This is a genomic window from Pedobacter sp. Leaf194 (genome assembly GCF_001423945.1).
Classification (GTDB): domain Bacteria; phylum Bacteroidota; class Bacteroidia; order Sphingobacteriales; family Sphingobacteriaceae; genus Pedobacter.
In genome coordinates this window covers 1,196,798-1,211,360 of sequence record NZ_LMPU01000001.1, presented here as the reverse complement: position 1 = coordinate 1,211,360, position 14,563 = coordinate 1,196,798, and the positions used below count along the sequence as shown (strand labels likewise).

14 protein-coding genes are annotated in these 14,563 nt (G+C 39.3%); 6 read left to right on the top strand and 8 right to left on the bottom strand.

The window, feature by feature from the left end:
• Positions 1–117: 117 nt before the first annotated feature.
• The 5 genes from ispG to ASG14_RS05355 form a co-directional block, all read right to left on the bottom strand.
• Entirely contained in the window at positions 118–2,100 is a 1,983-nt protein-coding gene (gene ispG / locus ASG14_RS05375; RefSeq protein ID WP_056869965.1) for a (E)-4-hydroxy-3-methylbut-2-enyl-diphosphate synthase, read from the bottom strand.
• A gap of 65 nt (positions 2,101–2,165) precedes the next feature.
• Positions 2,166–2,774 carry an RDD family protein gene (locus ASG14_RS05370; protein WP_056869964.1) on the bottom strand — a complete coding sequence of 203 codons (609 nt, stop codon included), beginning with the start codon at positions 2,772–2,774 and terminating at the stop codon, positions 2,166–2,168.
• Positions 2,775–2,833: 59 nt separating this feature from the next.
• The gene (locus ASG14_RS05365) at positions 2,834–3,811 is read right to left on the bottom strand and encodes a LiaI-LiaF-like domain-containing protein (protein WP_056869963.1); all 978 of its coding nucleotides are present in this window, start codon (positions 3,809–3,811) and stop codon (positions 2,834–2,836) included.
• Between the two features lie 5 nt (positions 3,812–3,816).
• Positions 3,817–4,491, bottom strand: a complete 675-nt coding sequence (locus tag ASG14_RS05360; RefSeq protein WP_162238712.1) for a PspC domain-containing protein — start codon at positions 4,489–4,491, stop codon at positions 3,817–3,819.
• Positions 4,492–4,510: 19 nt separating this feature from the next.
• Complete coding sequence (locus ASG14_RS05355) at positions 4,511–5,200, bottom strand: SDR family oxidoreductase (RefSeq protein ID WP_056870252.1); 690 nt, start codon at positions 5,198–5,200, stop codon at positions 4,511–4,513.
• Between the two features lie 146 nt (positions 5,201–5,346).
• Between ASG14_RS05355 and ASG14_RS05350 the strand changes: the two genes are divergently transcribed.
• From ASG14_RS05350 to ASG14_RS20205, 6 genes are all read left to right on the top strand, one after another.
• A complete protein-coding gene (locus tag ASG14_RS05350) occupies positions 5,347–6,081 on the top strand; it encodes an ABC transporter permease (protein ID WP_056869961.1) in 735 nt (244 codons plus the stop codon).
• Positions 6,081–6,833: an ABC transporter ATP-binding protein gene (locus ASG14_RS05345; protein WP_056869960.1), complete on the top strand. Its 753-nt coding sequence runs from the start codon at positions 6,081–6,083 to the stop codon at positions 6,831–6,833. Before ASG14_RS05350 ends, ASG14_RS05345 begins: the two co-directional genes overlap by 1 nt.
• Before the next feature lie 68 nt (positions 6,834–6,901).
• On the top strand, positions 6,902–7,783 hold the full coding sequence (locus ASG14_RS05340) for a class I SAM-dependent methyltransferase (RefSeq protein WP_056869959.1): 882 nt from the start codon (positions 6,902–6,904) through the stop codon (positions 7,781–7,783).
• 101 nt (positions 7,784–7,884) lie between these two features.
• Positions 7,885–8,931 (top strand): hypothetical protein, encoded by a 1,047-nt coding sequence (locus ASG14_RS05335; protein WP_056869958.1) that lies wholly within the window; start codon positions 7,885–7,887, stop codon positions 8,929–8,931.
• 61 nt (positions 8,932–8,992) lie between these two features.
• Positions 8,993–10,405 carry a hypothetical protein gene (locus ASG14_RS05330; protein ID WP_056869957.1) on the top strand — a complete coding sequence of 471 codons (1,413 nt, stop codon included), beginning with the start codon at positions 8,993–8,995 and terminating at the stop codon, positions 10,403–10,405.
• Positions 10,406–10,597: 192 nt separating this feature from the next.
• The gene (locus ASG14_RS20205; protein WP_157274843.1) at positions 10,598–10,741 is read left to right on the top strand and encodes a hypothetical protein; all 144 of its coding nucleotides are present in this window, start codon (positions 10,598–10,600) and stop codon (positions 10,739–10,741) included.
• An 18-nt stretch (positions 10,742–10,759) separates the two neighbouring features.
• On the opposite strand, the gene ASG14_RS05325 is transcribed toward ASG14_RS20205, so the two are convergent.
• From ASG14_RS05325 to ASG14_RS05315, 3 genes are all read right to left on the bottom strand, one after another.
• Entirely contained in the window at positions 10,760–11,848 is a 1,089-nt protein-coding gene (locus ASG14_RS05325; RefSeq protein WP_056869956.1) for an acyl-CoA dehydrogenase family protein, read from the bottom strand.
• A 65-nt stretch (positions 11,849–11,913) separates the two neighbouring features.
• Positions 11,914–12,534 carry a nicotinamide riboside transporter PnuC gene (pnuC, locus tag ASG14_RS05320; protein ID WP_056869955.1) on the bottom strand — a complete coding sequence of 207 codons (621 nt, stop codon included), beginning with the start codon at positions 12,532–12,534 and terminating at the stop codon, positions 11,914–11,916.
• 536 nt (positions 12,535–13,070) lie between these two features.
• Positions 13,071–14,381, bottom strand: a complete 1,311-nt coding sequence (locus tag ASG14_RS05315) for a DEAD/DEAH box helicase (RefSeq protein WP_056869954.1) — start codon at positions 14,379–14,381, stop codon at positions 13,071–13,073.
• Between the last annotated feature and the right edge of the window lie 182 nt (positions 14,382–14,563).

The window sequence follows — 14,563 nt, the reverse complement described above, 5'->3', positions numbered from 1 at the left end:
CGTTTAGCAGTTTCTGCAGACAACTCATCTCCAGGTTTTGAAGCCGAACGAAGATTTCTTTTTGATATTCTGTAAATCGGGAAGCAAACTTACGCGTTTAAACGTTGCGCATCCGAACTAAGCTTTCTCTATCCAGTTTCCATCACCCTTGATGATATCAATCAGTTCATCAAGCGCAAAAGCAGTATTCACGTTTTTCTTAACAACTTCCTGTCCGCGGTAAAGCGTAATTTTATCAGGGCCGGTGCCAACATATCCATAATCTGCATCAGCCATTTCTCCAGGACCGTTAACGATACAGCCCATAATGCCAATTTTCAGCCCTTTTAAATGGTCAGTTCGCGAACGAATCAGTTGTGTAGTTTCCTGTAAATCGAAAAGCGTTCGCCCACAACTTGGGCAGGAAATGTATTCTGTTTTGCTTATTCTGGTTCTGGTTGCCTGCAAAATGCCAAAACTCGTTGCATTGAGCAGCGCCAAATTCTGTCCTTCGGCATCAATCCAAACACCATCGCCGAAACCATCCGTTAGTAAAGCGCCCAAATCAGTTGCAGCATAAAGCATCAAATTATCTGCCGCTAAACTGTCGTAACTTCTTTTAATAATTACCGGGGTTTGAATGTTTTTCTGCTGTAAAGCAACAAACAACGCTCTTTGTTCTGCCATTCCATGGTTTGCGTTTGTTTTCAAGATAAAAACCACGTTACTTAATTGGTGTAGAGACAGATGACTAAAACTTGATGAATCGATTTCGACAAAATTTAAATGCTCATCTTTAATTGCTGCATCATTAAATTCATCCAAAGTAAACAAAGGGTGACAATTATTCTTATCCCTTAATGCCAGCCAGGTTCTGTAATTATAGATTTGTTTTAGGTTTCCCGGAAAAGAGAACGAAGGCAGGTTATCTCCAAGAAAAACTAAATCGCAAGCCTGATCCGCCAGATTATATTTATCTAAGCCAGCACTGTAATTGTAGCCAACAGCGTTTAAAAAATATGGGTCCTTCAGGTTTTCCTTTGAAACATCAATCATAACCACAGGGTGATGATGACCGCCAATGTGCTGAACAGGTTCGGTGATTCTCCTTGAATAAGAATATGGAGAATAGGTTTGCGGTTCGTGGTTTAAAGTTTCAGGTTCCGGCGCATTGGCAAAGCCTTGATTTCCAGTCTCCGGGGTAGCACGTCTTGAAGAATATCTATCAGCTAATGCTTTTGCAACAGGCGCTTCAAATTCCGGGTCTTCAGTTAACGACACACGAATGGTATCACCTAAACCATCTTCAAGCAATGTGCCTATACCAACTGCAGATTTTATGCGGCCGTCTTCACCATCTCCCGCCTCCGTAACCCCCAGGTGCAAAGGGTAGTTCATTCCTTCTTTAACCATCGTTTCAACGAGTAAGCGATAGGCCTGAACCATAACCTGGGTATTGCTGGCTTTCATGGAAATAACCAGATTGAAATAGTTTTCGGCCTCGCACATGCGGATAAATTCCATAGCAGATTCAACCATGCCTCGAGGCGTGTCGCCATAGTGGCTCATAATTCTGTCGGAAAGTGAGCCATGATTGGTGCCGATACGCATTGCGGTACCGTACTCTTTACAAATTTTTATTAGCGGAATGAATTTTTTGTTGATTCGTTCCAACTCCGCCGTATAAGCTGCCTGTGTGTATTCTAAATTTTCGAACTTTTTCTTATCCGCGTAATTCCCTGGATTTACACGCACCTTTTCAACAATCCTGGCTGCCATTTCAGCTGCATTCGGTGTAAAATGAATGTCGGCGATGAGCGGCACATCATATCCGCGATAACGCAGTTCTTTTTTAATATTGGCTAGGTTTTCGGCCTCTTTAATACTAGGCGCAGTGATACGAACGTATTCGCTACCAGATTCTACCATCCGAATGGTTTGCTCAACAGTCCCTATGGTATCCATGGTATCGGTTGTGGTCATCGACTGTATACGGATTGGATTGTTGCCGCCTAAAGCGATATCTCCAATCTTTACTTCGCGGGTTAAAAACCTTGAATAAGTAGTTAAACTATTACAATAACCACCCGCTAAACCATCTTTTACCGATATATTTTCCATGCAGTTGCAAAGATATAGATAGAATTTTGAATGAGAGAATTTTGGATGAGAGAATGACTTAAAATCTATATCAACCTGTCTTTGATAACTAAGGTATCGGCGGCCACATCGTGCCAGCACTGATTTCTTTTATTTAGAAAGCTATAAAAGTAACCGAAGAAAGCAGGAATAACAGATAATATTTTTGACAGGTTTCGAATTAACGAGCGACCAATAGAAACCCTCGTACCTTCCAGATCAGTTACTTTTATATTCACCAATCGCTTTCCAATAGTTGCTTGCCTTTTTGAGGCTTCTGCAAAACTGCCGTAAATTAACTTTATCATAAAAATTGATGGCAGCGGAACCAGGAATGCCATAATGCGCTGGTCTTTTCCATCTACAAAAATAAAACTGATGAGGATAGCGAGGCAATAAATTACGAAGATTAAAAAGTGGTCGATAACCGATGCAAGCAGCCTCAAATCGAAAGCCGCGAAATACTGAGGCGCAGTTTTTTGATGGCTAAAACCAAGAAGCTCACGCAATTCTTCGATCGCATGAGCTTCTTTATAATCGTCCATTCCTGGCTTACGAACAAATGTATTGGGGGTAATATTTAAGCCACTAAGCTGGGATAATGTGTACGGACCTTGCGGCTTACCATTAATTACGACTGTGTACTCAGGATTCATTGAATTTAAGATTTAAAGGTACTGCAGCTTTAGTCTTTAAGCTTTTACCTTTTTGCTTTCTAATACCTTGACACCTCAAAGTTACTCAATCCGCCATCTAAATTAATGAAGATTTTTTTTGTTGAAGATTTATAGTTTGATGTTTCATAAACACCGTCGCTTAGCTTCTCGAAACCTTCAAAATCTTTGGCTGATAAACCGGTTTTAGTTTTGATTCTGCAACCGGAGGTTGTTGGAACTTTAATTTTAACGTCGGCTACACCAGATTTCACAATTACATCGGTAATTGGCAACAAATTACCAACTTTTATATCTAAAGATGCGGCACCGCCATCGAAACGGAAAGTCCGCACTTTATAATCTTCGAAATTGAAGTCGGCTTCACCAGCACCAAGTTTCATAATTATATCCCAGTTTGGTGATTTGTTAAGTTTAAAATCTACATCATTACCGCCATCACCAAAATTCCATTTGTTCTTTTTATCGCCCATTTTAAAGGTAAGCAATGTAGCGGTATCAGTAGTTTGTTTCGTTAACGAGAAATCTCCGTGCCTCTTCTTAACGTCTGCTTTAATTAAATCGGTTGTTTCGCCGTCCAGGTTGAAGGAAATACCTCCACCGGAAATATTTAACACTGCTTTCTTTGAACTATCAACTGCGGCAAAAGGTTCAGATAAATTTAACTGCTTGTAAGCTTTGTCGTTATTATCATTATCATCGTTGTTATCATTATCATCAATGTTTACATCGATATCTTTTTTAAAATTATGGCCCCACCATGAGCTTCTGTCTGGTTCTTGCTGGCCTTTAAAGAACAGGAAACCAAGAGTTAAAACCAACACAGCAATGGAGATCATACTACCGGTTTGCGAGTTGTTTTTGTTGAACAATATGTTTACCCCTGCAATGATTAGAAATACAGGCCAGAAATGCCATACATTTCGCCAGTAAAATTCGATTACGCCAAAGTTTTCCAGTAAGAGTACACCGCCTACAAAAAGCAGTAAAATACCCCAAATTAATCTATCTAATTTCATAATGTTTATACTTGAGGGTTGTTAGGTGTTGAATTGTTTTCGCCTTTGGTTTCCTCAACAATTACCGCGTCGGTAACGGTTTCGGTTTTCGGTTCTTCTGCCGCTTGTTGCTGGTTTTGAAACGCAGCCCATTCATTTTTTCTTCTTGATTTTGCGATAATGCTTATTCCAAGCACGATAAAAATTACAGGCCAGAAATTTCTAAGTCTGAACCAATCGGGAATGAAGTCAAATTCACGCATCAGGAAAAAACAACCAATTACGAGCAGCAATAAGCCTCCAATGGTTCTGCCGGTATCGTTCGGCTTGTTAAACTTTCCAAAATCTGCCTGCGTTTCGAAGGGGGTTTTTTGAGCATCGTTTACTGGCTGTGTCCAGTTTGTGTTGCCCATACCCGCAGCGCCGGCGAATGAATCCGGCTGCCCAAACGGAGCCGCATTTGGATTATTCTTATTAAAATAATCGTTAAACTTTGAGAATTTTGCTGCCGGATCATTATTAACCGGAACGATAATCCACATGATAATATAGGCTATAAGGCCTCCACCTGCCATAAAAATGGTAGATAATGCAAACAATAATCTAACTATGGTTACCTCTACCTGCATGTATTCTGCAAGACCTGAAGCTACACCGGCAATCATCTTATCGTGTTCGTTTCTAAAAAGCTTCTTTTCCATAACGCTGTTCATTTTGTGTTTAAAAATCAAGCGGAGTAATTAGCACTTCATCAACATTTACCCCTTTACTTAAGTTTAAAATGGTGAACAAAGTTTCTGCAATATCTTCGGGTTGAACGAATTTTTCATCAGGAATTGTTGTCCCTTCCCAGGATGAAGTTTTGGTTGAACCCGGCAAAAAAGCAGTTACTTTAACATTGTGTGGCGCTAATTCTTGCCGCAATACATGATTAAGACTAAACATCGCTGCTTTTGTTACACTATAACTTCCACCATTTTTTACAGGTGCCTTACTGGCTACCGAACAAATGTTAAAAATATGACCACGACGTTCTGAACGCATTTTTTTTCCAAAAAACTTAGAGATATAATAAGCTGCATTGACGTTAATATTCTGCTGTTTTTCGAAAACTTCGTCGTCTTCATCGAGCATACTGCCAGGCAAAAAAGCGCCTACGTTGTTAACCAAAACGTCTGCAAAGCCAACGTCCTGCCCGGCAGCATCTAAAAAACCGTATATGCTTTCCTTAACACCAGCATCGGTAGAATAAATTAAAATTTGTCTGCCGGGTGTTAACAATTCCGCTTTAAGCCGCTCCAGTTCACTGATGTTTCTGGCTGTGAGTACTAAGTCGTAGCCCTCTTGCCATAACTTAATTGCAACTGCCCTACCTATTCCCTTTGTAGCCCCGGTTATAACTGCTTTCATGCTTTTATGGTTTAATTTTTGTAAGCAAAAAACCATATTTATATTTAAAACCACGAATATTTTTGCAATTAACAAAGCCCTACAACTTTTTTATCGTTTCTTTGTAGTATTATAAATTAACATTTAAATTAAGCAACACATACGGAATGAATTTTACGAATTTCGGCAGGTACATACTGCTACTCAAATCTGTATTCAGAAAGCCGGAAAAACTGAAGATATATTTAAAGGAAATAGCCAAGCAAATGGATTATGTTGGTGTTGGTTCTCTGGGACTAATCGCCATCATTTCAACATTTATCGGTGCGGTTATGACCCTGCAAATTGCTTTCCAGCTGGTAAGTGATTTCATTCCAAAAACGATTATCGGTTCTGTTAACAGGGATTCGAGTATCCTGGAACTGAGCCCCACAATCAGTGCGATTGTTTTGGCCGGAAAAATCGGCTCCGCTATTTCTTCCGAAATAGGTTCTATGCGTGTAACCGAGCAAATCGATGCCTTGGAAATTATGGGTATAAATGCACCTGGTTATTTAATTCTTCCAAAAATCATTTCCGGCATTACCATGGTTCCCATGCTGGTTATTATATCAATGTTTTTAAGTATTTCTGGTGGTTATATTGGCGGTTCTGTTTCCGGAGCTGTTACGCCTGCTGAATATCTTCAGGGTATTACAACCGATTTTAATCCATACACCATTGTTGTGGCCTTGGTTAAGGCATTTGTTTTTGGATTCATAATAACATCAGTACCTGCTTATGAAGGTTTCTACGTACGTGGAGGCGCCCTTGAAGTATCGCAGGCAAGTACAAGAGCCGTTGTAATAAGTTGTATTTCTATTTTAGCTTGCGATTATATCGTAACCCAATTATTGTTGTAATGATAGAGATAAAAGATATTTATAAATCATTCTCCGGAAACGAAGTTTTACAAGGCATTTCGGGAAAGTTTGAAGAGGGTGTAACAAATCTTATCATCGGAGGTTCGGGTTCAGGAAAAACGACCTTACTTAAATGTATGGTTGGTTTGCATCAACCAGATTCGGGTTCAGTGTTGTATGATGGCCGCGATTTTACCCCTATGACCTATGAGCAACGCATCGAAGTTCGTAAAGAAATCGGCATGCTTTTCCAGGGTTCGGCACTTTTTGATAGTATGACTGTTCAGGACAATATCATGTTTCCTTTGAATATGTTTACCGATCAAACCCGAAGTGAAAAAATAGATCGGGTAAATTTTTGTCTTGAGCGTGTTAACCTGGCAGGTAAAAACAATTTATTCCCGGCAGAATTATCTGGCGGGATGAAAAAACGGGTTGGTATTGCCCGTGCAATTTCAATGAATCCAAAGTATCTGTTTTGTGATGAGCCAAATTCTGGCTTAGACCCAAAAACATCCATTGTAATTGACGAACTGATTCAGGAATTAACGGAGGAATATAAAACCACCACGATTGTTGTTACCCATGATATGAATTCGGTAATGGGGATTGGTGATTATATTTTATTTCTCCACGAGGGCAAGAAATTTTGGGAAGGCAGCAATAAAGAAATAGCTCACACCGAAATTAAAGAACTTAACGACTTTGTTTTTGCGAGCCGTTTCATGAAAGCCGCAAAAGACAAATTTTAAAAATAATACAACAGCTATCGGTTTAAGATTGCTTCGTGCCTCGCAATGACGAGTTATATATTTAATAAATGATACAATTACTTGCTCCAACACATTGGAAAGATTACGAACTAATTGATTGTGGAGATTTTGAAAAATTAGAACGTTTTGGCAACGTTACCCTTATCAGACCTGAACCGCAGGCTGTTTGGAAAAAAACAATGTCGGAACAGGAATGGAAAAAAATTGCCAACATAACTTTCAGAGGCCGCTCTGCTACTTCCGGCGAGTGGGTAAAAAAAAATCCTGCCATCCCCGATCGTTGGCATGTTGAATATAAAAATAATGAAGTCGCTATAAAACTTCGTCTTGGTTTAACTTCTTTTAAACACGTTGGGGTTTTCCCTGAACAGGCCGTAAACTGGGATTTTATATCATCATCGATTAAAAAATTTAAAACTACGCAACCCCGGGTATTAAATCTTTTTGCCTATACAGGTGCTGCATCATTAATTGCGAATGCTGCCGGCGCAGAAACCACTCACGTAGATTCGATAAAACAGGTTGTAACCTGGGCAAATGAAAACCAGGAGTTATCAGGTTTAAAAAACACCCGTTGGATGGTTGAAGATGCGTTGAAGTTTGTTAAAAAAGAACTTAAAAGAGGCAAAAAGTACAATGGAATTATCCTGGATCCGCCGGCATACGGCCACGGCCCTAATGGAGAAAAGTGGAAACTTGAAGATCACATTCAGGAAATGATGCAGGATGTTGTTCAATTGCTAGATGAAAAGGAACATTTCTTGATTCTTAATACATATTCGCTCGGATTTTCTTCCGTAATTGTAGAGAATTTAATTCGCACATCATTCCCCGAAGTTAAAAATTTAGAAACCGGAGAATTATATCTTCAAGCCACAGCAGGCGTAAAACTTCCATTGGGCGTTTTCGGCAAATTCTGTAATGTGTAAATGTTGATTACTTTATTTTGAACTATCGGTTTTCCATCCTACTTTCATGCACAAACAGATTCGGAAAACCTGAAAAACATTAATTATCTATAAATATATCTATGAAATTTCCTCAATTAGCGGGCACTCTTATCCTGGGTTTTGCCGCAATCTCTTTATTCGCCAACTGCAATTCGGATGGCAAAAGCGGTGGCATTGGCAAAATGTTCTCATCAGACAGTAGTAAAAAGAAAACAGATTCTACTGTTAATGTAATGAAGCCCGTTGATCCTAAATTGTACGATTCTCTTGTACGCAAACTAGCCAATGGCGACACGACCGGGAAATGGCCGGTTAAAAACCAGCCGATTCCATTAGCAGGCGCAATTTTACCTTTTAAGCGAATTGTTGTTTATTATGGTAACCTCCATTCAAAGAAAATGGGCGCTTTAGGAGAATATGCACCGAAAGAAATGTGGCAACGCTTAAACGCAGAAGTTAAACGCTGGGAGAAAGCAGATCCAACCACTCCCGTGCAGCCGGGTTTACATTACATCGCTGCCGTAGCTAGTGGTACAGCGGGTAAAGATGGAAAATACATTAACAGAATGGGCAACAAACAAATCGATTCTGTTTTAAAAATTGCGAAAATGCAGCCAAATACCATTGTGTTTTTGGATTTACAAGTTGCCCTAAGTACAATTAAAGCAGAACTTCCTCACATCGAAAAATATTTAGAATTGCCATATGTACACCTCGGCATCGACCCGGAGTTTTCGATGAAAGACGGCTCTCTGCCAGGAAAAAAAATCGGAACATATGATGCAGCAGACATTAACTACGTAACCGGTTATTTAGCGGACATTGTTAAAAAGTACAACCTGCCTCCAAAAGTTTTCACCTTACACCGTTTTACTAAAAAGATGGTTACAAATTCTCAGAGCATTAAATTGCGACCTGAAGTTCAGGTAGTAATGCACATGGATGGATGGGGCGAACCAGAATTAAAGAAGGGCACCTATCGCCACTTTATTTTCGGCGAACCGGTTCAGTTTACCGGCTTTAAATTGTTTTATAAAAATGATTTAAAGAAAGAGCCAAAAAGATTGATGACACCTGAAGAGCTATTAAAGCTCACGCCAAAACCAATTTACATTCAATACCAATAATATTAAGGCCCGCAATTAAATTGCGGGCTTTACTTTTACCGCATCGAATTATAGCCTCCTCATGAAAAGCCTTCTTCTTACCACCTTCGTTGTTGCACTTGCAACCATTTGCACTTTCGGGCAAAAATTAAATAGTCAAAATTCGTTTTCCAAAACTGCCGAATTAGCATCTAAAAAAAATGTGCCTATCCTTTTAATTGTTACTGTACCTAATATACAACGTCCGGTAACTGTTCAAGGTGTTAAAATAGATTTCAGCACTGCGCTGGACGACAAGGAGGTTATCAAAAAAATAAACGAAAATTTTATTGTCTATAAAACAGTAATAGGCGACACTTCCGTAAGATCTGTTTTATCGAGATCGTCAGTCAATACCTTTCCCGCATACGTTTTTTTACACCCAAACAAAGACGTATTTTATAAAGACTTCGGGAACTTTGGAAATAAAGAACGATACTTTTCAATGATTAAAATGGCTTTAAGTGCAGAAAAAGAAAAATCACTTTCTGAACTGGAAAGAGATTATCTGGCAAACGAAAAGGATTATGTACTTCTAAAAAAGCTGATTGATACCAGGAAAAAGGCTGGAATAAATACCAATGCAGATCTGATAGAGCAGTATGTAAATTCGCTTAAACCAGGCGATTTCAATAATTATGAAAGTGTTCTATACATCCTCGAAGCTGGCCCATATATTAACGGGAACGCCTACAAAATGGCGTTTACGAACCGGAAAATCACCGATAGTATTTATAAAACGGAACCGCTGCAGAAACGTTTGGCTTTTAACAACCAGATGATAAACAATACCATAACCGAGGCCATTAAAAAAAAGAATATTGCGATGGCTTATTCGGTAGCCAATTTTACTAGAGGGACATGGAACGACGACTATACCCGTGGTGGAAAGGCTTACGATAGTCAAATGATGCGTTACTATCTAGGCATAAAGGACAGCGCTAATTATATGCGAACAACGATGTTTCATTACGACAGATATTACATGAAAATTGGCGCTGATAGCATTAAAAAGATTGAAGCTAAAGACAGAGAAGCTTCTATACAGCGAAATATGCCAACAATGATTTCGAAAGCAAACATGCTATCAAAAGAAAAGATGGATAGCCTTATGAAATTGCCTGGCGGTGCTAAAATAACTCAATCACTTACTGCAGTGGGTTCAACTTCTACCAGCTTCGCGATGGAACTGAATAACGCGGCATGGCAGTTTTACCTAACTGGTACAGACAATATTAACTACTTAACCAAAGCAATGATTTGGAGCCGCCGTTCGATAGAACTTAATCCTTTGAGTGGCTATTACGACACGCTCGCACATATTCTTTACAGGATGAAGTTTTTCGAAGAAGCAATTAAAACCGAAGAAGATGCAATTAAAAAGTCGAAGACTGAGGGAAGAACTACCGATGCGCTGGAGGTTGAATTAAAAAAGATGAAAGCGAGGAAGATTTAGTCGCGATGAATAAACTCACAACGATTCTACTTCTTATTAGCTGCTTTTATTACACAACCTATGGCCAGGGAATAGAGCAAGTAAAAACCCGTTTGGGTTGATGCACTTTATGAAAAAAAATTCTTCAAGACCGTTAAAGAGGAATTTTATGTCTATTATGCGTCTTCTACAAACAATATCTTTCAAAAAATAATGGAACAGAAGGCCAATATAGAATACCCGGCTTTCTTCTTTTTCGACAGCCAAGGGAAAATTGTTTATCAAGATTCGGGCATTTCGGCAAAACAGGAAAAGTATGTTATGATGCTCGAAAATGCAAGAAAAGCAATAAATTGAGTGCTAGTTATATTTGAATCACTCGATAAAAGTTAAAAGTGCATGCTGACTTGCAGTGTGTATATCTCTCCAAACCCTGTTAATTTCCGACTCCTTTTTTGCAGCTTCCAATCCGCAGTAAGGAAAAAGTGTATCTGCAGACTGCCTGCAAGCGTGGGCCAATTTCCGGCTAATCAAACTGACAGCGGAGCATGTTTCTTCATCAATTTTTCCCTTAGAAATTAACTCATCCCACGATTCGTCAAAAGCCTTGTAAAAGCTGTTTCTTAATTGCTGGATGTTATTTTTGCATTCGTTTAGTTCATAGTTGAAAAACTCGATCTGCTTATTTGTGTATCTTTTTAAACCTGATCGCTTATAAAACGACTCTTCCGTCAACTTTAAAAAATGATTTGCCATACCCAAACTGTTTACTGCCAATGTGGTTTCGGCCAATTGTAAAAAGGGATAGTCGAAACCACTATCAGCAACCTGAATGGTGTTGTTAATTTCAAACGTTCTATTCTTAGCTACAACTAAGTTACTAACCTCAAAGGCATGACTCCCAGTGGCAATTAACCCAAAGTAAGACCAACCAGAAAGAATTTTAACTTCATCTTTTTTAAGAATAAATGATAATACTTTCGGATTGCCTAACTCATCCATAACATCTGTTCCATCGTTATTTTGAAGAATGCAATTTGCCGTGAAGATTGTTGCATGCAAAGCGCCGCTGGCGTACTTCCAATGCCCATTAATCACATAGCCATCTGATGTGTTTCTTGCCGTACCCCCCACAGCGCCGCTACCTGCAAAGCAAACAGTTCTTTCGGCAAAAATTTCTTTAGCCAATTCCGGATTTAAAAAACCTGCAAACCATGCAGCACCAGCACACAAGGTAACGGTCCAACCCAGACTTCCATCTGCCTTTGCGAGCTCTTCTTCAAGTCTTAATATCTCTGGAAGTTTTTTCCCAGGCCCGCCATAAATTTCAGGCACAAAGAGTTTAAACCAGTTTTCATCGTAGGCAAGTTCTAAAATTTCCGGATGTAATTCGCCCATTTTTTCAGACAGGGCTGAAAATGCGCTTACTTTCTCTTGCCAGGTTTGTGTTAATATATTTTGCATGAATCTTTTTTTAAACTGAATAGGTAACATGACTTAACGGGTTCAGAATGCGTAACCTTGAAGTTTTACAGCACGCTCAATTTTCTTTTCCCGATGATCTTTTTCCACTCGATAAAACCGAAGATTGCCACGACAAAAAGGAAAGTAGTTAAACAAGCCATTAAGGGCAATTTTTTATGAAATAGCAGAGGAATTGCCACGATATTTGAAATGTTGAGAAAAATCCAGTTTTCTATTTTGCGTTTCGCCAGAAGCCACATTCCTGCCCAGGCAGTGGATGACACAAAAGCGTCAAACAGTGGAACATCAGAGTCGGTATGGTTTCTCAATACAAAATAAAAAACAAAAAATCCGACTATAGAAATTAAAATGGCAATGAGCAATTCGCTGTTTGTACTCCACGATACCTGATTCTCGCCGTCGAGTTTTCGTTTTTTCCAAATTACCCAGCCATAAACACTCATCACTAAATAGTAAATACTCAGAAGCATCTCCGCATAAAGTTTCACTTTAAACAAAAGAAACATTGATAATAGTATGGAAATAATTCCAGTCGGATATAGCCAGATGCTGTTCCTTTTGGCAAATAAAACTTCTGAAACCCCAAAGCCCACCGCAAGCCACTCAATTAATGGGGTATTTAAAATCTGCTCCTGAAAAAGCCTGATCCACTCTTGAAAATTCATCTACAATACGCTTGTGCCTTTCGGCCGATAAAAATTATTGAAAACTGCTTTTGGGGGCGAAACAGTATTGTAATGTACCTCTTCCCTACGTCGGCATTATCCGAATCAGGTGCATTAAGTGGCGAACTTTTGATGGAAGAGTTGTAAGTGAGCACCTAAACCCTAATCCCTAAACGCAAGCCTCTTAAATGGGTGTAATCTCAGCCTATTAACTGCTAAACATTGCAATGTTAATAAGCACCCCTTTGAGTATGGCAAATATAGTTTTTAAATTTGAAGATTTAGATTTTTATCAAATTAACGGTTTCCAAGCAATGCACTTACAGCAGTCCGGAAAACCCGGAGCCGGCCTAAACGACTAAAATTCGATATAATTCAGGCGTTGCCAAACCAAATTATTAGAGATGACCTTTGCAAAAAACAAAAACCCGGACTGTAAAATTACAAACCGGGTTTTTATGTAAATGGCAAAAAGCAAGCATCAAGGATTTACTCTTTCAGCTTTAGGGCTTCAGCTTTAAGCTCTAACCTGAAACCTATTTCGCTTTAGCTTTATTTCTGTTACCGCCGAATCTGCGGTTGTTACTTGCGTTACGAGGCTTTCCACTCATATTTCCCTCAGCACCATTTCTCTTTGCGCCACCGCCACCGCCTTTAGATTGTGCCTGTGGTTTACGTTTTACCTGATTTTTAGCCAGCATGCTCTCCCAGGTTAATGGGTAAGGATGGCTGTCAACAACTGGCAAAGTGATTTTTATCAGTTTCTGAATGTCTAACAAATATTCATTCTCTTCAGCATCACAAAATGAAATTGCAATTCCATTTGCGCCTGCACGGCCTGTACGGCCAATTCTATGCACGTAAGATTCAGGAATATTTGGCAGTTCGTAATTAAAAACGTGCGACAACTGGTCGATATCAATACCACGGGCAGCAATATCAGTAGCCACTAAAACTCTAATTTTTCTGTCTTTAAAATCAGTTAAAGCCCTTTGTCTGGCATTTTGCGACTTATTACCGTGAATAGCTGCAGCTTTAATTCCGGCATGAGCCAAATCTTTCACAATCCTATCTGCACCGTGTTTAGTACGGGTAAAAACCAAGGCAGTTTCAATGGCTTTATCCTCCAAAAGATGGATTAATAACTTCTTTTTATCTGGTTTGTCTACAAAATAAATCGACTGGTTAATGGTTTCGGCCGTAGAAGAAACTGGCGTAACCTCTACTTTCGTCGGATTTGATAAAATTGTATTTGCCAGTTTCTGAATTTCATCTGGCATGGTTGCCGAGAAAAACAATGTTTGACGCTTTGCAGGTAACTTGGCAACCACTTTTTTAACATCGTGGATAAAACCCATATCCAACATCCGGTCGGCTTCATCCAACACAAAAAGTTCGATAGTATTCAGGTTAATAAAACCCTGGTTCATTAAATCCAGTAAACGGCCAGGTGTAGCAACTAAAATATCGACACCTTTTTTAAGCGCCTCTACCTGCGAGTGTTGGTTTACTCCGCCAAAAATTACCAAACGGCGTAAATTTAAATTACTTCCGTAAGCTTTAAAGCTATCTTCAATTTGAATGGCAAGCTCGCGAGTTGGCGTTAAAACCAATGCTTTAATATTTTTTGTGGCCTTGGTATTGATGTGTTTTTCGTGCAGTAACTGCAACATCGGGATGGCGAAAGCGGCGGTTTTACCCGTTCCAGTTTGAGCGCAGCCTAATAAATCTTTTCCTTTTAATATTGTTGGGATGGATTGCTCCTGTATGGGTGTAGGTTGTGTATAACCTTGGGTCTCAAGCGCCTTTAAAATTGGCTCAATGAGGTTTAATTCTTTGAATAACATGTATTTTTTTTTGTAATATTTATCGAAGAAGCTAGAACAATCATTAATTGAAGGACTAACTTGCGGAGAGAATATGCCATTCAGAATGGCAAGCCCTTATTCCTGCTTCGCTGCAAAGGTAAACAAATTTATTAAGATTATTAAGAATTGGAGGGAGGGCGCTGTATTTGGCGCAGCACTTC

Bases quoted from the DNA above. Each gene is read 5' to 3' on its own strand.
- ispG (WP_056869965.1), bottom strand. From the start codon at position 2,100: ATGGAAAATATATCGGTAAAAGATGGTTTAGCGGGTGGTTATTGTAAT.
- ASG14_RS05370 (WP_056869964.1), bottom strand. From the start codon at position 2,774: ATGAATCCTGAGTACACAGTCGTAATTAATGGTAAGCCGCAAGGTCCG.
- ASG14_RS05365 (WP_056869963.1), bottom strand. From the start codon at position 3,811: ATGAAATTAGATAGATTAATTTGGGGTATTTTACTGCTTTTTGTAGGC.
- ASG14_RS05360 (WP_162238712.1), bottom strand. From the start codon at position 4,491: ATGGAAAAGAAGCTTTTTAGAAACGAACACGATAAGATGATTGCCGGT.
- ASG14_RS05355 (WP_056870252.1), bottom strand. From the start codon at position 5,200: ATGAAAGCAGTTATAACCGGGGCTACAAAGGGAATAGGTAGGGCAGTT.
- ASG14_RS05350 (WP_056869961.1), top strand. From the start codon at position 5,347: ATGAATTTTACGAATTTCGGCAGGTACATACTGCTACTCAAATCTGTA.
- ASG14_RS05345 (WP_056869960.1), top strand. From the start codon at position 6,081: ATGATAGAGATAAAAGATATTTATAAATCATTCTCCGGAAACGAAGTT.
- ASG14_RS05340 (WP_056869959.1), top strand. From the start codon at position 6,902: ATGATACAATTACTTGCTCCAACACATTGGAAAGATTACGAACTAATT.
- ASG14_RS05335 (WP_056869958.1), top strand. From the start codon at position 7,885: ATGAAATTTCCTCAATTAGCGGGCACTCTTATCCTGGGTTTTGCCGCA.
- ASG14_RS05330 (WP_056869957.1), top strand. From the start codon at position 8,993: ATGAAAAGCCTTCTTCTTACCACCTTCGTTGTTGCACTTGCAACCATT.
- ASG14_RS20205 (WP_157274843.1), top strand. From the start codon at position 10,598: ATGGAACAGAAGGCCAATATAGAATACCCGGCTTTCTTCTTTTTCGAC.
- ASG14_RS05325 (WP_056869956.1), bottom strand. From the start codon at position 11,848: ATGCAAAATATATTAACACAAACCTGGCAAGAGAAAGTAAGCGCATTT.
- pnuC (WP_056869955.1), bottom strand. From the start codon at position 12,534: ATGAATTTTCAAGAGTGGATCAGGCTTTTTCAGGAGCAGATTTTAAAT.
- ASG14_RS05315 (WP_056869954.1), bottom strand. From the start codon at position 14,381: ATGTTATTCAAAGAATTAAACCTCATTGAGCCAATTTTAAAGGCGCTT.